At 72.7% G+C, this 16626-nt stretch carries 15 protein-coding genes; 1 reads left to right on the forward strand and 14 read right to left on the reverse strand.

Features of this window, described 5'->3' with window-relative positions; genetic code table 11:
- Positions 1-135: 135 nt before the first annotated feature.
- The 8 genes from ACYVF4_RS06535 to ACYVF4_RS06570 all read right to left on the reverse strand — a co-directional run bounded on the left by ACYVF4_RS06535 (position 136) and on the right by ACYVF4_RS06570 (position 9204).
- Positions 136-2493 (reverse strand): ATP-binding cassette domain-containing protein, encoded by a 2358-nt coding sequence (locus tag ACYVF4_RS06535; protein ID WP_460720978.1) that lies wholly within the window; start codon positions 2491-2493, stop codon positions 136-138.
- Positions 2494-2521: 28 nt separating this feature from the next.
- The gene (locus tag ACYVF4_RS06540; RefSeq protein ID WP_460720980.1) at positions 2522-3145 is read right to left on the reverse strand and encodes a hypothetical protein; all 624 of its coding nucleotides are present in this window, start codon (positions 3143-3145) and stop codon (positions 2522-2524) included.
- Entirely contained in the window at positions 3142-3606 is a 465-nt protein-coding gene (locus ACYVF4_RS06545) for a hypothetical protein (protein ID WP_460723062.1), read from the reverse strand. The genes ACYVF4_RS06540 and ACYVF4_RS06545 overlap by 4 nt, the downstream gene beginning before the upstream one ends.
- Positions 3607-3611: 5 nt before the next feature.
- Positions 3612-5231 carry a hypothetical protein gene (locus ACYVF4_RS06550; protein ID WP_460720982.1) on the reverse strand — a complete coding sequence of 540 codons (1620 nt, stop codon included), beginning with the start codon at positions 5229-5231 and terminating at the stop codon, positions 3612-3614.
- The gene (locus ACYVF4_RS06555; protein WP_460720984.1) at positions 5228-5533 is read right to left on the reverse strand and encodes a hypothetical protein; all 306 of its coding nucleotides are present in this window, start codon (positions 5531-5533) and stop codon (positions 5228-5230) included. The genes ACYVF4_RS06550 and ACYVF4_RS06555 overlap by 4 nt, the downstream gene beginning before the upstream one ends.
- Before the next feature lie 101 nt (positions 5534-5634).
- Entirely contained in the window at positions 5635-6219 is a 585-nt protein-coding gene (locus ACYVF4_RS06560; protein WP_460720986.1) for a DNA-3-methyladenine glycosylase I, read from the reverse strand.
- A gap of 31 nt (positions 6220-6250) precedes the next feature.
- A complete protein-coding gene (locus ACYVF4_RS06565; protein ID WP_460720988.1) occupies positions 6251-6898 on the reverse strand; it encodes a TetR/AcrR family transcriptional regulator in 648 nt (215 codons plus the stop codon).
- Between the two features lie 200 nt (positions 6899-7098).
- On the reverse strand, positions 7099-9204 hold the full coding sequence (locus ACYVF4_RS06570; protein ID WP_460720990.1) for an acyl-CoA dehydrogenase family protein: 2106 nt from the start codon (positions 9202-9204) through the stop codon (positions 7099-7101).
- 176 nt (positions 9205-9380) lie between these two features.
- On the opposite strand from ACYVF4_RS06570, the gene ACYVF4_RS06575 reads away from it, so the two are divergent.
- The gene (locus ACYVF4_RS06575; RefSeq protein WP_460720992.1) at positions 9381-10193 is read left to right on the forward strand and encodes a glycoside hydrolase family 16 protein; all 813 of its coding nucleotides are present in this window, start codon (positions 9381-9383) and stop codon (positions 10191-10193) included.
- A 13-nt stretch (positions 10194-10206) separates the two neighbouring features.
- On the opposite strand, the gene recQ is transcribed toward ACYVF4_RS06575, so the two are convergent.
- The 6 genes from recQ to ACYVF4_RS06605 all read right to left on the reverse strand — a co-directional run bounded on the left by recQ (position 10207) and on the right by ACYVF4_RS06605 (position 16617).
- On the reverse strand, positions 10207-12192 hold the full coding sequence (recQ, locus tag ACYVF4_RS06580) for a DNA helicase RecQ (protein WP_460720994.1): 1986 nt from the start codon (positions 12190-12192) through the stop codon (positions 10207-10209).
- A gap of 285 nt (positions 12193-12477) precedes the next feature.
- Complete coding sequence (locus tag ACYVF4_RS06585) at positions 12478-13959, reverse strand: sodium/solute symporter (protein ID WP_460720996.1); 1482 nt, start codon at positions 13957-13959, stop codon at positions 12478-12480.
- On the reverse strand, positions 13956-14339 hold the full coding sequence (locus ACYVF4_RS06590) for a heavy metal transporter (RefSeq protein WP_460720998.1): 384 nt from the start codon (positions 14337-14339) through the stop codon (positions 13956-13958). The genes ACYVF4_RS06585 and ACYVF4_RS06590 overlap by 4 nt, the downstream gene beginning before the upstream one ends.
- A complete protein-coding gene (locus ACYVF4_RS06595; RefSeq protein ID WP_460723064.1) occupies positions 14336-15082 on the reverse strand; it encodes a LytR/AlgR family response regulator transcription factor in 747 nt (248 codons plus the stop codon). The genes ACYVF4_RS06590 and ACYVF4_RS06595 overlap by 4 nt, the downstream gene beginning before the upstream one ends.
- Positions 15083-15090: 8 nt before the next feature.
- A complete protein-coding gene (locus ACYVF4_RS06600) occupies positions 15091-16320 on the reverse strand; it encodes a histidine kinase (protein ID WP_460721000.1) in 1230 nt (409 codons plus the stop codon).
- Positions 16321-16383: 63 nt separating this feature from the next.
- Positions 16384-16617, reverse strand: coding sequence for a YbdD/YjiX family protein (locus ACYVF4_RS06605; RefSeq protein WP_460721002.1), 234 nt, complete (start codon positions 16615-16617; stop codon positions 16384-16386).
- Positions 16618-16626 lie beyond the last annotated feature (9 nt).

Raw genomic sequence — 16626 nt, forward strand, 5'->3', positions numbered from 1 at the left:
GGCCTCCCCCGAGGTCGATTCGTGCGTGGCGTCGGGTCCCGGATGCGGGCGCCTGCGGCGGACGGGTGGACGCTTCAGCCTAACCCGGTATACCGGCTTCGGCCGATGGGGATAATCACCCACCGGCCGCCCGCACTACGCCCGCACGTACTCCCGCAGGTGCCGGGCGGTAAGCGTCTCGGCCCGCGCGACCAGGTCTGCGGGGGTCCCCTCGAAGACCACACGCCCGCCGTCGTGGCCCGCGCCGGGACCCAGATCGATGATCCAGTCGGCGTGCGCCATGACGGCCTGATGGTGCTCGATGACGATGACGCTGTTGCCGGCATCCACCAGGCGGTCCAGCAGCGCCAGCAGGTTGTCGACGTCGGCGAGGTGGAGTCCCGTGGTGGGCTCGTCGAGGACGTACACGGCCCCCTTGGTGGCCATCGAGATCGCCAGCTTCAGTCGCTGTCGCTCGCCGCCGGACAGCGTGTTGAGGGCCTGGCCGAGCGTCAGGTACCCGAGGCCCACGTCGATGAGCCGGGCGAGGGTGACCGCCGCCGGGCCCTTGGTGAACATCTCGGCGGCCTCGGCGGCCGACATCGCCAGCACCTCGGCGATGGTGCGCCCGTCGAGGGTGTACTCGAGCACGGCGTCGCTGAAGCCGCTCCCCTCGCATGTCTCGCAGAGCGTCTCGACGCTCTGCGTGTACCCGAGGCTCGTGATGATCACGCCCAGTCCCTTGCACGCGGGGCACGCGCCCTCGGAGTTCGCGCTGAAGAGGGCGGGCTTGACGCCGTTGGCCTTGGCGAAGGCGGTGCGGATGACATCGAGCAGACCGGTGTAGGTGGCGGGGCTGCTGCGGCGCGATCCCTTGATGGGCGACTGGTCGACGACGACGACGCCCTCGTGACGCGGCACGTTGCCGTGGATGAGCGAGGACTTGCCCGAACCGGCGACGCCGGTCACGACGGTGAGGATCCCCAGCGGCACGTCGACGTCGACGCCGGCGAGGTTGTGCTGGCGCGCCCCGCGGATCTCGATCGCCCCGGCCGGGGCGCGAGTGACTTCCTTCAGCCGGGCGCGGTGGTCGAAGTGGCGCCCGGTCGCGGTGTCCGAGGCCCGGAGCCCCGCCAGGTCGCCGGTGTACTGCACGCGCCCGCCGTGTCGGCCGGCCCCCGGGCCGAGGTCGACGATGTGGTCGGCGATCTCGATCACCTCGGGCTTGTGCTCGACGACCAGCACCGTGTTGCCCTTGTCCCGCAGGCGCCCCAGCAGCGCGATCATGCGCTGAACGTCATGCGGATGCAGGCCTGCCGTGGGCTCGTCGAAGACGTAGGTGACGTCGGTGAGGGCCGAGCCCACGTGCCGGATCATCTTGGTGCGCTGCGCCTCGCCGCCCGAGAGGGTGCCCGAGGCGCGGTCGAGCGAGAGGTAGCCGAGCCCGATGTCCAGGAACGAGCCGATCGTCTGGCGGAGCCCCGCCATGAGCGGCGCGACCTCGGGGTCGTCGATCGTGGCGAGCCACTCGGCGAGATCGGTGATCTGCATCGCGGCGGCATCGGCGATGCTCACGCCGCGGATCTTCGACGACCGCGCGCCGGCGTTCAGCCGCGTACCGTCGCATTCCGGGCACGCGGTGAAACGCACCGCCCGGTCGACGAACGCGCGGATGTGCGGCTGCAGGCTGTCGCGGTCCTTCTGCAGCATCGACTTCGTGATCTTCGGCACCAGACCCTCGTAGGTCATGTTGATGCCGGTCACCTTGACCTTCACCGGCTCCTTGAAGAAGAAGTCCTGCCGCTCCTGCTCGGTGAATTCGCGCACCGGCTTGTGGGGATCGACGAAGCCGGACTCGGTGAAGATCTTCACCATCCAGCCGTCGGGGGTGTAGCCGGGGATCGTGATGGCCCCCTCGGCGAGGCTCTTGTCGTGGTCGACGAGCTCGTGCAGGTCGACGTCGCTGACCTCGCCCAGCCCCTCGCAGTGCGGGCACATGCCGCCGGTGATCTCGAACGTGCGGCGCTCGCGCTTGGGGGCTCCCGCGCCGCGCTCGATCGTGATCGCGCCGCCGCCCTTGGCCGAGGGGATGTTGAACGAAAACGCCTGCGGCGAGCCCACGTGGGGCTGACCCAGGCGGCTGAAGAGGATCCGCAGCATCGCATGGGCATCCGTCGCCGTCCCGACGGTCGAACGTGCGTTGGCGCTCATGCGCTCCTGGTCGACGATGATCGCCGGGCTGACGTTCTCGAGCGCGTCGACCTCGGGGCGGCTCAGCTGCGCCATGAACTGCTGCACGAACGTCGGGTACGTCTCGTTGATGAGCCGCTGCGACTCGGTGGCGATCGTGCCGAACACGAGCGAGGACTTGCCCGAGCCGCTGACACCGGTGAACACCGTCAGGCGCCGCTTGGGGATCTCGACGTCGATGTTCTGCAGGTTGTTCTCGCGCGCGCCGATGACGCGGATGACCGCGTGCGAATCGGCGATGTGCGGGGCGGATGCCGCGGCCATGGGTTCCTCCTTGACGCCGACCGCCAGGCTAGTGCGGCGCGAACTCGGCCGCGAGGGCGATGCGGTCGAAGAGGTGGAGCATGGCCTCGCGGAGCTCGCCGAGCGGGGTGGTGAACAGCGCGAGCACCACGTGCTTGGAGCCCGGCACGGCGTACCAGTACTGCGCCTCCAGCCGCGCCGCCGCGGCGGTGGTGCCGTCCTCGGCGACGATCTCGTCGTGCACGACATCAATCCGCAGCGCACGCGCCCGGGGCCCCGCGACCCGCTGCGCGCTCCCGACGCCCGGATAGCCGAGCTCCGCCAGACTGCGTCGCAGGGCCTCGAGGACCGCGTCCGGGTCCGTTCCGACGGCGGGGCTCAGTCGCATGCCCTGCGGGGCATGCACCGTGAGCGAGATCGGGGTGGCGAGCCCGGGAACGATCTCGCGGCACAGGAAGAAGCCGTGGGCACCGGCATCCCGTGCTTTCTCGACCGCGGTCGACAGCTCCGCGCGGATCCTGCGGCGCGCGGGGGCCGCGTCGTCGGCGGGGCCGACGATCTCGGCCGCCGTCGCGTGGACGGCGCGCGCCGCCTCGGCCTCGTCGCGCGGATCCAGTGCGAGCCAGCTGCCCGGCAGCTGGAACGTCAGGCGCGGCGCGGCCGGGGCGGTCATGCCCGGCCGGCGACCCGGCGCAGCTCCGCCGGCTGCAGGGTGATCGAGTAGGGGCCGGTGTCGGGGACGCCCAGCGCCTCGAACACCTCGGGCAGCACGGTGATCTCGTCGGCCGCCGCGGCGAACCGGTCGGCGTAGTCGTCGCGGTCGCCGTCGATGAGGCGGATCGTCACCTCGTGACGGGACGCGACCGGGTCCTCGGCGAGGATCGGCGCGGCGCCCCGCACGGCACCGGCGATCCCGTCGTCCGAGGGGTCGTCGACGAAGAGCAGCACCTGCACCTGCGTGTTCCAGGGCGCGCCGGAGTGTGTGGTGTAGACCATGGCGCCGTTGACGCCGTCGGCGCGCTCGAGCCCGGACTCGAGCGCCGAGACGTCCGGATCGGCCGCGCAGCCGGCCAGTGCCAGGGCTCCCGCGGTCAGCAGCGCCGCGAGGGCTCCGTGCATCGGCATCCGCTTCATGTTCGTCACGATCCTCGCGTGTAGTCGGCCACGTAGACGTCCTCCCAGCCGGCACCGCCCGCCTCGGCGAAGAAGATCTCATCGCCACGCCGCGGCTCGGGCAGGTGCCGTTCGGCCTCTGCACCATACATTCCGGCGTCGTGGACGGGCCACGTCAGCGGCCGGTGGGTCTGCCAGTCGTCGTCGACGCGGACGGCGTCGAGCGGGTCCAGCCCGAGGAACTCGAGGGTGTGGACGGGATCGAGGCCGTTGTTGATCTGGGTGACGCGGACGCCGTCGGGCATGTCGCTGTAGTGCTTGTCGATCGCGGAGCCCGCGGTGAACACCGACTGGACGCGCCCCTCGACGCGCGGGTTCGTCGCGAGCTCGCCCGCCATCATGCCGCCCAGCGACCAGCCGGTGAACATGATCGGAGCCTCGCTCTCGAAGACGCCGGCGCGTGTCATCGCGTCCCACACCGCCTCTTCGTACTGCGTCGGGACGCCGGGGAAGAGCGAGAGCATCGCGTCGGTGCGCGCGTCGTTGAGCGCCCCGCCGGTGTTCGTCAGGCTCCAGTTCTGCGTGCTCGGCAGCTGGACGCGCCACGAGACGATCTCGCCGGCGGCGTTGCGGACCGCGACGACCCGGATCTCGGTGGCGTCCTCGCCGCCGGCGGCGTCCTGCAGAGCTAGCTGGGCCATGAGGTCGCGGTAGTCGCGCGCCTCGCGCGCATCGCTGCGCCGGTCCTCGTCGGCGTCCCCGGTCGGCGCCGTGGTCTCGTTCCGCTCGGCGACCCGGCGCGGGTCACGCAGCACTTCGGCGATCGCGAGGGCGAGAATCGCCGATGCGAGGAGGGCGCCGAGCACCAGCATCCCGATCGGGCCCAGGAGCAGGAAGGCGACGCCGATCAGCAGGGCGGCGGCGATCACCATCAGCACGACCACGAGCGCCGACACCAGCGCGCTGAGCACCTCTTTCAGCGCGTCGACGACGGTCGCGAGCACCTTGGACGCCCACTCCCCGACGGCCGACAGCACGTCGCCGACGCCGTCCCAGAACTGGTCCCAGTCGTCGCGCCACGAGTCGGCGCCGTCCTCGATCGCGGTCTCGATGGCGTCGATCGCCCGCTCCGCGGCGTCGTGGATGTCGCGGCGGGCCTCGCTCAGCAGACGGCGGGCCTCGGCGACCTGGCCGGCCGAGAACCCGGCGGCCCCGGTCGCCGCCGACAGCTCGGTGTAGAGCGCGTCCGTCGGCGAGCCGTCGGCTTCGGCGCGGACGATGGCGATGTGCAGGTCGTCGGCCTCGTCCCGCAGCCGCAGCTCGCGGGCCTGGTGGTACTCGGCGTCGTCGACCGCGGTGCGCGCCTGCTGCTGGATGGGGGCCAGCTCCACGGCGAAGGTCGTCAGCGCCGAGGCGGTGCCGGCGTACCGGCCGTGCGCGCGGCGCAGCGCGGATGCCGCGTCCGCCGCCGAGCCGGCGAGTTCGTCGGTGGCTCGGCTTCGCTGGTCGTCGACGAGGTCGCGCAGGGCGTCGGCGGCGCGCGTGATGGCGTCGGCGGCGGCCGCCAGTGCGCGGGCGCGCGGCTCGAGCGCCTCGGGCCGCCCGGCGAAGACGTCCTCGAACTCGAGGGCGAGCCCCGTCGTCATGGCGTGCCCGAACCGGGGGCGGAGGCGTCCAGCGCGTCGCCCACCGTGCGGTCGAGGTCGGTGAGGGTCTCGTCGATCGCCGCGAGCCAGTCGCGGACGGCCGTGAGCTGCTGCTCGAGCTTGCCGCGGTTGTGGTCCCAGTTGCCGGCGAAGTCGCGCACGCGTCGGCCGAGCCGCGGGTCGCCGGTCAGGTCGGCGAGGTCGTCGCCGACGCGGTCCGCGCGTCCGAACGTCGCGAGCGCGTGCGCCACCCGCACCTTCGCCGCCCGCAGGGCGCTGAGGTCGAGATCGATGTCGGTCACGTCCGCTCCCTCCTGCCCCGGTGCCGGGTGCACGGCGAGCCTACGTGCGCCGACCGGTGACGGGCGATGGGGACAATGGCCCATGCGCCGCGGACCCCGGGTCAGACCGCGCGCCAGCAGCCCTCGACGTGATCGTCGACCATCCCCGACGACTGCATCAGCGCGTACATGGTGGTCGAGCCCACGAAGCGGAAGCCGCGGGCGCGCAGCGCGCGGCTGAGGGCGTCGGACTCCGGCGTCGTCGCCGGAATCTGGGCGAGAGTGACCGGGCGGCGGCGCGGCGCCGGCGCGAACGACCACAGCAGGCCCTCGAGCTCCCCGGGTGCCATCGACCGCGCCAGGCGGGCGTTGGAGATCGTGGCGAGGATCTTCGCGCGGTTGCGGATGATGCCGGCATCCGTCATCAGGCGCTCGACGTCGTCGTCGTCGAACTCGGCGACCACGCCCGGATCGAAGCCGGCGAAGACCTCGCGGAAGCGCGGGCGCTTGACCAGGATCGTGATCCACGACAGCCCCGCCTGGAACCCCTCGAGGCTCAGCTTCTCGAACAGGGCCCGGTCGCCGCGGAGCGGCCGCCCCCATTCCTCGTCGTGATAGCGGCGGTACTCGGCGGCGGCGGGATGCCGGCCGTCGCCGACCCAGCCGCACCGGCCGAGCCCGTCCTCGCCCACCTCGACATCCGCCATCCGAACAGTATGTCGTCCGGCGCGGACACGCTCAGGCGGGGCCGGCGCGCAGCGCCCGGTGGATCTCGCCCGCGTCCATCGCCGAGCCCGGCAGCGGGGTGGGCCCGCCGCGGGCGCGCAGGCCGTCCAGCACGATGCCGAGCTGCCGTGCGACGACGCGGGCGCGGGCGACCTCGGGCAGGATGCCGAATTCGCCGAGACTCCACGCGGCGATGGAGACGTCGTTGGCGTCGACGTCGTCGCGGAGCGCACCTTCGTCCTTCGCGCGCTGGACGACGTCGCGGACTGACGCGTCCCACTTCTCGCCGTGCTGGATGGCGGGGTCGAGCTCCAGCTTGCGGCGCATGACGCGCAGGATCGCCGGCCGGGCCACGGCGAGCCGGCCGATGCCGGTCACCAGCGCCACGACGCCGTCCCACCCCGTGGCCGCTGCCCGCATGTCGTCGATCACGAGCTGCTGCGCGTCGAGGTGGTCGTCGTAGAGCGTGTCGATGGCGTCGGCGACCGAGGTGAAGCGGCGGTACAGCGCCGCGCTGCTGACACCGGCGGAGCGAGCCAGCTGCGCCATCGTGGGCATGTCGTCGTGATGGGCGAAGTGCTGCTCGAGCGCGGCGAGGATGAGGTCGCGGCTGCGCTGGACCTCGACGCGCTCCGGGCGCGTGCGTTCCTGATCCGTCATCATCATGAGCTTAGGAGGTGTCGACGCGGAGCCCTTGTTCCGTTCCGGCAAAGTCCCCAGTACCGGCGACGCCCCACACGTCGGGATACGGCCCCCCACCAAGACTGCTTCTCTCGAATGGTCGGGCTCCGCGTCGGTTCCCCCGCGGAAAAAGTAGCCCACATCCTAAGCGGACACAACTCCCCACTTAGGAATGGATATCACTTCTTCTTCAGAGCCTTCTCGGGGGTGGGTGCCTGGCCGCTCTCGGCGAGACGCGCGTAGTAGTCGCGGGCCTCCTGCTGACGCGCATGCTCGGCGCCCGAGGCGATCGGGGCGCGCACGTGCTCGGGTGCGAAGCCGTAGGCGTCCACGAGGTCCTGGGCGTGCGGGCGCAGCCGGGCGCACAGCCGGTCGATGTAGCGGCCGACCGACGCGGCGCGCTGCGCCGACAGCCGCCCGTTGATGAGGTACCACGCCAGGTGCTTCTCGATCAGGTGCAGCCCGAACAGGTCGCGCAGCCACGTCAGCACCTGACGGGTGCCGTCGTCCTGGATCGCCGTGACGCCGTCCGAGAACGCCTCCCACTGCAGCAGCTCGCCGTGGGCGCGCGCCGCCTCGATGAGCTCGACCTGGTGGCTGTTGAACAGCGCGGCCGCCTCGGCGGGATCGAGCCGGGATGCCGGGCGGAGCGCTGCGGCCACGTCGGCGACCATCTGCTCGACCCGGCCGGCGAGCAGCTCGTGCTGGTGCTCCGCGCGCAGCCCCAGCTCCACCGAGCGGGCGGTGGAGCCGAAGTCGGCCACGGACTGCCCGAGCTGACGCAGTCCCGCGCCGTGGAAGACCTTGCCCGCGGTGTGCTCGACGGCATAGCGGGCCAGCTTCGCGGCATCCGCCCCCTTGAACTGGGTCGCGTAGTCCGAGAGCAGTCGCTTGCCGACCAGCTGCAGCAGCACGTTGTTGTCGCCCTCGAACGTGGCGTAGACGTCGAGGTCCTGGTGCAGGCCGACCATGCGGTTCTCGGCCAGGAAGCCCTGCCCGCCCGACGCCTCGCGGCACTCCTGGATGGTGGCCAGGGCGTTCCACGTCGACAGCGGCTTGAGCGCGGCGGCGAGGGTCTCGAGGTCCTCGCGCTCGTCGGGGGTGTCGGTGCGCCCCGAGAAGACGCCGTCGAATTTGCGCAGCAGCTCGTCGTGCGAGAAGAACTGCGCGTAGTTCTGGGCCAGCAGCGGCAGCAGGCGGCGCTGGTGCTTGCCGTAGTCCAGCAGCACGACCTCTTCCGACCCCGCGCCGGAGTCGAACTGGCGGCGCTGGTTGGCGTACGTGAGGGCGATGTGGAGCGCGAGCGCGGTCCCCGTGGTGGCCGCGCCGTCGAGAGAGACGCGCCCCTGCACGAGGGCGCCGAGCATCGTGAAGAACCGGCGGCCGGGGCTGGCGATGTCGCTGGAGTACGTGCCGTCGGCGGCGACGTCGCCGTAGCGGTTGAGCAGGTTCTTGCGCGGCACGCGCACGTGGTCGAAGTGCAGGCGGCCGTTGTCGATGCCGTTGAGCCCGCCCTTGGGGCCGTCGTCCTCACCGCCGATGCCGGGGAGGAATGCACCGTCGTCGTCGCGCAGCGGCACGAAGAAGCAGTGCACGCCGTAGTTCACGCCGCCGGTGATGAGCTGGGCGAAGACCGTCGCGGCCTTGCCGTGCAGCGCGGCGTTGCCGAGGTAGTCCTTCCACGCCCCGCGGAACGGGGTGTGCAGGACGAACTCCTCGGTCTCGGGGTCGTAGGTCGCGGTGGTGCCGATGGCGGCGACGTCGGATCCGTGGCCGGTCTCGGTCATCGCGAATGCGCCCGGCAGCTCCATGTTCATCACCGAGGGGAGCCAGCGGTCGTGGTGCTCCTTGGTGCCGAGCTGGTAGATCGCGGAGCCGAACAGCCCCCACTGCACGCCGGACTTGATCTGCAGGCTGGGGTCGGCCAGCACGAGCTCCTGGAAGCCGGCGAGGTTCGCGCCGTTGTCGTCCAGCCCGCCGTACTGCGCGGGGAACGCCCGGCCCGCTGCGCCGTTCTCGACCAGCAGGTGCAGCTGGGTGAGCACGCGCTCGCGGTGCTCGGGCATCGGCATCCCCTCGACGCGCCAGAACGCGGGGTCCTTGATCATCTCGCGCGCCTCGCGGCGGGTCTCGGCCCACGTGCCGAGCAGCAGGTCGGTGACCCCGGCCACGTCGATGCGGGCCTCGGCGGCCTCGTCGGCGGTGTGCGGGGCGGTCGGAGCGCCGCCGGCGGGCGTGCGGCGGCTCAGGGACGGCTTGCGGGAACGGACGGCGGCGTCGGTCATGGGGGCCTCACCTCTCGACGATGAACGTGGGAGAAATCCCTTAGACGGTAGGACTCCCACAACACTGCTCCAAACCGTGTGGAGAATGTCCACAATCCGTCGCGGCCCTCGTCGCCCGGGTCGTTGTGTCCTGTCCACAGGGCCGGGATGTCGGTGGCCCGGTGCACGATGGCGGGATGCCGGAACGCGCGCACGAAGGACCCGACCTCGACCTCGTCGGCCGCCGCCCGGACGTCGACGAGCGGTTCGACGGCGCCACGCTCGACCGGTCCCGCTGGTGGCCTTTCTACACACCCCACTGGTCGTCCCGCGAGGCCTCGGCGGCGACGTGGCGCGTCGGCCCGGCGGGCCTCGAGCTGCGGATCGACGCCGCGACGCGGCCGTGGGCTCCCGACCTCGACGGCGACCTGCGCGTGTCGCACCTGCAGACGGGGCAGCACTCGGGTCCGGTGGGCTCGACGGTGGGCCAGCACCGGTTCCGCGAGAGCCTCGTCGTCTGCGAGGAGCAGCCGCCGGCGCGCCTGTGGCTCGTGCACCACGGCGTGATCGAAGTCCGGATGGCCGCCATCCGGCATCCGGATGTCATGGTGGCGTGCTGGCCGATCGGCTACGAGGACCGGCCCGAGGACTGCGGCGAGATCTGCATCGCCGAGATCTTCGGCGCCGACCTCGACGACACGGGCGGCTGGGTGGGCGTCGGTGTGAAGCCGCAGAACGATCCCCGGCTCACCGAGGACTTCGAGAAGGTGCGGGTCGAGGGCGACCTCACCCGCATGCACGACTACGCCGTGGCGTGGACCCCGGACCGCATCGACTTCTTCATCGACGGCCGCCGGGTGAAGACCGTGGCGCAGCGCATCGACTACCCCGTGCAGCTGATGCTCGACGTGTACGAGTTCCCGCGTGCGGACGGCGAGCGCGACCGGGCGGCACTGCCGCACGTGCTGCGCGTGGAGCGCGTGCGGTCCTTTCCGCCGTCGACGGGGTGACGCGGGCGACCGGTCAGGCCGAGGCGACGACCTCGAGCACGGCCTCACCGTACGCCTCGCGCTTCTTGGCGCCGATGCCGGTGATGCCGTCGAGGTCGGCGAGGCTGGCCGGGCGGTGCTCGGCCAGGGCCCGCAGGGTCGCATCGCCGAACACGATGTAGGCGGGCACCCCGAGCTCGCGAGCCACGCCCGCGCGCCACTCCCGCAGCGCCTCGAACAGTCCGCGGTCCCCTTCGGCCAGCGAATCGGATGCCGCGACCCGGCGCACCCGCGGGGCACCGCCCGTGCGGCCGAGCGCGTCGCGACGCAGCGGCACGGCGGTCTCGCCGCGCAGCACGCCCCCGGCGGGCTCCCCGAGTCCCAGCGTCCCGTACTCGCCGCGGGCCACGAGGATGCCGCGGGCCAGCAGCTGCCGCACGACGCTCCGCCAGTCCTGATCGCTCAGGTCGGCCCCGAGCCCGTAGGTCGCGAGCGTGTCGTGACCCTGCTGGCGGATGCGGTCGGTGGAGGCGCCGCGCAGGATGTCGATCAGGTGGCCGGCGCCGAATGACTGGTTCCGCTCACGCTGCAGCCGGACGATGGTGGACAGCAGCTTCTGGGCGGCGACGAGTCCGTCCCACGTCTCGGGCGCTTCGAGGCAGGTGTCGCAGTTGCCGCACGGCTGCGCGGGCTCGCCGAAGTAGCCCAGCAGGTTCTGCCGCCGGCATCCGACCGTCTCGCACAACGCCAGCATCGCGTCCAGATGCTGGCCGAGGCGCACCTTGTAGGTGCGGTCGCCGGGAGACTGGTCGATCATGCGCCGCTGCTGCACGACGTCGCCCAGGCCGTAGGCCATCCAGGCCACCGCGGGGTCGCCGTCGCGGCCGGCGCGGCCGGTCTCTTGGTAGTAGCCCTCGACCGACTTCGGCAGGTCGATGTGCGCGACGAACCGCACGTCGGGCTTGTCGATCCCCATGCCGAACGCGATCGTGGCGACCATGACGACGCCGTCCTCACGCAGGAAGCGTGACTGGTTCGCCGCCCGCACCGAGGAGTCCAGGCCCGCGTGGTACGGCAGCGCGTCGATGCCCTGGCCGCGCAGGTGCTCGGCGGTCTGCTCGACCGACTTGCGGCTGAGCGCGTACACGATGCCCGCGGAACCCGCCGGCTGCGCCCGGATGAACGCCGTCAGCTGCCGGCGCGGGTCGACCTTCGCCTCGATGCGGTACTGGATGTTGGGCCGGTCGAAGCTCGCGACGAAGTGCCGCGCCTCGGGCAGCCGCAGCCGCTCGGTGATCTCGCGGTGCGTGGCGGGCGTCGCCGTCGCCGTCAGCGCGACGCGCGGGACGCCGGGGAACCGCTCGGCGAGGTCGCCGAGACCCAGGTAGTCGGGGCGGAAGTCGTGGCCCCACTGCGACACGCAGTGGGCCTCGTCGATCGCGATCACGCTCAGGCGCCCGCGCGAGAGGAGCCGCATGGCGGACTCGGTGTTGAGGCGCTCGGGCGCGACGTACAGCAGGTCCAGCTCGCCGTCGACGAAGGCGCGCTCGACCGCCTGCCGCTCGGCGGGGCTCTGCGTGGAGTTCAGGTACGCCGCCCGCACGCCGTTGGCCACGAGTGCGTCGACCTGGTCGTGCATGAGGGCGATCAGCGGGCTTACGACGAGCCCCGTGCCCTCGCGCACGAGCGCGGGCACCTGGTAGCAGACGCTCTTGCCGCCGCCCGTGGGCATGAGCACGACCGCGTCGCCGCCTGCCGCGACGTGCGCGACGACGTCGGCCTGGTCGCCGCGGAAGGCGTCGTAGCCGTACACCTCGTGCAGCACGGCCCGCGGGTCGGCGCCGACGAGGTCGCGCCGGGCGGGCAGGGCGGATGCCGTCGGCACGGCGATCCCGGGATCCGACGGCGGCACCCAGCCGTCCTCGGGAGGCGCCCAGCCCTCGTCATACGGGTCCGGCGGGGGCGCGTCGTCCACGGCCCACGCGAGGTCGGCGTACGGGTCTGCGGGCGACGTGCTCATCGGTCCCAGGGTAGCCCGCGCGGCCGACACCGCCCGGGGTCCGTGCACAGCCGGCATCCGGTGCTCGCCCGTGCCCGCCCGCGCTCGCGGGGTTTCCTCCGCCCGCCGACGGGGAGCGGAGGGGATGTCGGGCACGGGAGGACCCGATCCCGCGGAACCGTCCTGTTTTCGGCGACATCTCCTCCCCCCGCCGTCGGCGACGGGAGGAAGGCGCCGTGAGGGGCGCCGCACGTGGCGAGGGTCGGCGACGGGAGGAGAGGCGGTACCAGGGCAGAGCCGCGAGCCTCAGCGCGCGCGCTCGGGGACGTGCAGCCGCGCGAGGTAGCGGTCGACGCGGGCGGGGACCCCGTCGCGGTCGGCGAGCGAGACCCCCACGACCACGGCCGTCGCGAGCGGGATGGTCCAGGCGGCCGGCTGCGCGGTGAGGGCGGCGATGACCTGCAGCACGGGTGAATCGACGGATGCCGCGGGCAGCGCGGTCCGCGTCAGCAGCGCCGCGGCGCACGTCGTCGCCCCCACCGCCATGCCGGCCACCGCCCCGCGGGCGGTCATGCGCCGCCACCACACGCCCAGCAGCAGGACGGGCGAGAGGCTGGAGGCGGCGAAGACGAACACGAGTCCGACGCTGGCGACCAGCCCCTCGGGGACGGTGACCAGCGCCACGCCCAACGGCACCGCGGCGCAGAGCACGGCCGAGAGGCGGAACGAGCGCACCGTCCCGCCGAAGACGTCCTGGCTGATGACGCCGGCGAGGGACACCACGAGGCCCGACGAGGTGGCGAGGAAGGCGGCGAACGCCCCGGCGACGATGAGCGCCGTGAGGAGTTCGCCCACGAGCCCCGGCACGATGCGCGCGGGAAGGTGGAACACGACCGTGTCGGCGACCCCGGGGCGCGCGAGGTCCGGGGCGACGATGCGGGCGATCAGGCCCATCGTCCCCGACACTGCGTAGAAGACGCTGACCATGACGATCACGATGAGCGTGGTCGCCCGCGCCGAGACACCGCTCGGGCTGGTGTAGAAGCGCACGAGGACGTGCGGCAGCCCCATTGTCCCGAGGAGGAGCGCGAGCAGCAGGGATGTCGTCGCGTACGCGTCGAAGCCGCCGGGGCCGGCGGCGGGCGGGAAGATCTGCGCCGGGTCGAGCTCGCGTGAGCCGCCGCTGAGCACGATGACGAAGAAGACCACCGGCACGAGCAGGGCGAAGAGCTTCAGCCAGTACTGGAACGCCTGGACGTAGGTGATGGCGCGCATGCCGCCCGCGGCCACCGCCCCGGCGACGAGCACGGCGACCGCCACCGCCCCCACCCACGGCGGCAGGCCCGCGACGACCCCCAGGGCGAGCCCGGCTCCGTGCAGCTGCGGCACGATGTAGAGCCAGCCGATCACGAGCACGAGGGCGCTCGTGACGCGGCGCGCCATGCGCGAGTCGAAGCGCGCGTGCACGAAGTCGGGGATCGTATAGGCGCCGCTTCGCCGCAGGGGCGCCGCCACGAACAGCAGCACCAGCAGGTAGCCGGCGGCGTACCCGATCGGGAACCAGTACGCCTCGGAGCCGCCGAGCAGCACGAGACCGGCGAGCCCCAGGAACGTGCCGGCCGACAGGTACTCGCCGCTGATCGCCGAGGCGTTCCACACCGGCCGGACGGTGCGCGACGCCACGAAGAAGTCGCTCGTCGTTCGCGAGATCCGCAGCCCGTAGGCGCCGACGAGAACGGTCGCGAGCACGACGAGGGCGACCGCCGTGAGGTCGAGGACGGGGTTCACTCGCGCTCCCGCAGGGCCCGGTAGCGCTGCTCGTTGCGCGCGGCCGCGCGCACGTAGGTCGCTGCGAACACCGCCACGATCGGGTAGAAGCCGTACGCGTGCAGCAGCCACGACAGCGGCACGCCCGCCACGAGCACCCGGTCCAGTTCGGGCACGATCGCCAGGGCGACCGCGAGGGTGCCCGCCACGACGACGAAGGCGATGACGTGGGCGAGCGCAAGCCGCAGCTGGGTGCGCATCAGGCCGCGCGCGTACACGGCATCCGCCTCTTGGGCAGGACTGCCGGCGAGGCCCGTGCGCGCCGGCGAGGGGGTCCGCGGTGCGCGCACGATCACGACGCGCTCGCGCGCCCGGCGGACCGGCTCGACGTCGTCGCTCACGCGCTGCTCCGCGGCACGTGCAGCAGCGCCTGGCGGACGGCGGCGACGAGCCGCCTGCTGACGGCGACCTCGACGTCGCCCAGGATCACGCGCGGATCCGGCCCCGCCAGCCGCAGCTCGGTCACCGCCGACGCGCGGACCAGGTGCGAGCGGTGCACGCGGACGAACCCGGCATCCGCCCACCGCTGCTCCAGATCCGAGATGGGGATGCGGACGAGGTGCGAGGTGTCCGCGGTGTGCAGGCGGCAGTAGTCCCCCTCGGCGCGGACCCACCGCACATCTGCGCGGCGGATCAGCCGGATCGTCGACCCCACGGTGACGGCCACGGTCTCATCATCGGTCGCGGTCTCGCGGGGTCCTTCCCGCGCGGGGTCGGATGCCGTGGCCGCCGCCGTGACACGGTCCAGTGCCCGGTGCAGCCGTTCCAGCCGCACGGGCTTGAGCAGATAGTCCACCGCCGCCACGTCGAAGGCCTCGACCGCGCGCGCGTCGTCGGCGGTGACGAAGACGATGGCGGGGGCGTGGGCGAACCGGCCGAGCGCGCGCGCCAGGTCGAGGCCCGTGAGCCCGGGCATGTGGATGTCGAGGAAGGCGGCGTCCACCGCGCGCTCCGACAGCAGCCGCAGCGCTTCGGCTCCCGAGGACGCCCGCAGGATCTCGCCCACCCGCGCGTCGGTGCGCAGCAGGTGCTCGAGCTCGTCCAACGCCGGGCGCTCGTCGTCGGCGATCAGGACGTCGATCACGGCGCCGGTCACGGCGCCGCCCCGGCGTCGGACGAGACGCGGTCCCCGGGGTCGTGCAGCGGCTGGGACTTCGGCACCCGCATCCGCACGAGGGTTCCCGCACCGCTGTTCGTCTCGATGACCAGGCCCACCTCGTCGCCGTACAGCTGCCGGACCCGCGTGTCGACGTTGCGCAGCCCCACATGGGCGCCGTCGTCGGCGCGCGTCAGCAGGCGGCGCAGCTGTGCGGGATCCATCCCGACGCCGTCGTCCTCGACGGTGATCTCGGTGTGCGTGCCGGTGTCGAGCGACGAGATCGTGATCGCCCCGCCGCCTTCGCCGGGCTCGAGCCCGTGACGCACGGCGTTCTCGACGAGCGGCTGCACCGAGAGGAAGGGGATCACCGTCGACAGCGTCTCGGGCGCGATGCGCAGGGTCACCGACAGCCGTTCACCGAAGCGCGCGCGCTCGAGCTCGAGATAGGAGTGGATGCTGCGCAGCTCCTCGGCGAGGGTGGTGAACTCTCCGCGGCGACGGAAGGAGTAGCGCGTGAAGTCCGCGAAGTCGATGACCAGCTCGCGCGCGCGGGGCGGGTCGGTGTGGATGAACGAGGCGATCGCCGTCAGCGCGTTGTAGATGAAGTGCGGGCTGATCTGAGCGCGCAGCGACCGCAGCTCCGCTTCGGCGAGGGCGGTGCGCGAGGCGTCGAGCTGTCCGAGCTCGAGCTGCGCGGCGCACCAGTCGGCGACCTCGCCGGCGGCGCGGACCAGCGGCGCGCGCACCGGCGACGAGAACGCGACGATCACCCCGACCACCTCGCCGTCGGCGACGATGGGCGCACCGACGGCCTCGATCGCGTCGGCGGCGCCGGGCCGCCGCGGGAACACCTGCCGGCGACCCGTCTCGCGCACGCGCTCGGCGATCTGCCGGGCGGCGTCGTCCAGCTGGTCGACGTGGCCGTCCGCGGCGACGAACTCCACCTCGCCCGGCACGTTCACGCGGACCAGGGCGACGGCGGTGCTGCCCAGCAGCGCCCGCAGGTGCTTGGCGGCGCGGGTCACCTCGGGCGCCCCGAGGCCGCCGCGCAGGTGACCGGCGGCGAGGCTCGCGTGATGCAGCGCGCGGTACGTCGCCCGTTCGGCGTCGCTACCGAGCTCGCGCGAGCCGCGGCCGAGGCGACGGGCGAACAGCAGGGCCGCGGTGAGCAGGACGCCGGCGACCACCCCGATGGTCGCGGCGAGGACGACGGCGTCGGTCATCCCTCACCTGCCACGGTGCGCGCCTTCGCCATGCATGAATGCTACGTCGCGCGCTCGGGGTCCTCAGCAGCAGCGGGCGCCGGGATTGCGGTCCTGGGCGTCCATCCGGTCGCGCCAGAACGCGCGCTCGGACATCACGGGCCCACCGGGGTGATGGGCCCGCTGATGGGCGACGTAGACCTCGTAGGCCCGGTCGCCCATCAGCGTGGTGATGTACCAGCGGATGCCGCCGGCCGCCCGCCGCAGCAGGGCCCAGGCCCGCGCGGGCGAACGGAAGGCGGCATCCGTGCCGGTCATCTCGGTGTC

This window comes from Microbacterium aureliae (assembly GCF_054780155.1).

Excerpts from the sequence above, each read along its gene's own strand:
- ACYVF4_RS06570 (WP_460720990.1), bottom strand. The coding sequence starts at position 9,204 with ATGACCGACGCCGCCGTCCGTTCCCGCAAGCCGTCCCTGAGCCGCCGC.
- ACYVF4_RS06605 (WP_460721002.1), bottom strand. The coding sequence starts at position 16,617 with ATGACCGGCACGGATGCCGCCTTCCGTTCGCCCGCGCGGGCCTGGGCC.
- ACYVF4_RS06560 (WP_460720986.1), bottom strand. The coding sequence starts at position 6,219 with ATGGCGGATGTCGAGGTGGGCGAGGACGGGCTCGGCCGGTGCGGCTGG.
- ACYVF4_RS06550 (WP_460720982.1), bottom strand. The coding sequence starts at position 5,231 with ATGACGACGGGGCTCGCCCTCGAGTTCGAGGACGTCTTCGCCGGGCGG.
- ACYVF4_RS06535 (WP_460720978.1), bottom strand. The coding sequence starts at position 2,493 with ATGGCCGCGGCATCCGCCCCGCACATCGCCGATTCGCACGCGGTCATC.
- recQ (WP_460720994.1), bottom strand. The coding sequence starts at position 12,192 with ATGAGCACGTCGCCCGCAGACCCGTACGCCGACCTCGCGTGGGCCGTG.
- ACYVF4_RS06600 (WP_460721000.1), bottom strand. The coding sequence starts at position 16,320 with ATGACCGACGCCGTCGTCCTCGCCGCGACCATCGGGGTGGTCGCCGGC.
- ACYVF4_RS06540 (WP_460720980.1), bottom strand. The coding sequence starts at position 3,145 with ATGACCGCCCCGGCCGCGCCGCGCCTGACGTTCCAGCTGCCGGGCAGC.
- ACYVF4_RS06565 (WP_460720988.1), bottom strand. The coding sequence starts at position 6,898 with ATGACGGATCAGGAACGCACGCGCCCGGAGCGCGTCGAGGTCCAGCGC.
- ACYVF4_RS06545 (WP_460723062.1), bottom strand. The coding sequence starts at position 3,606 with ATGAAGCGGATGCCGATGCACGGAGCCCTCGCGGCGCTGCTGACCGCG.
- ACYVF4_RS06575 (WP_460720992.1), top strand. The coding sequence starts at position 9,381 with ATGCCGGAACGCGCGCACGAAGGACCCGACCTCGACCTCGTCGGCCGC.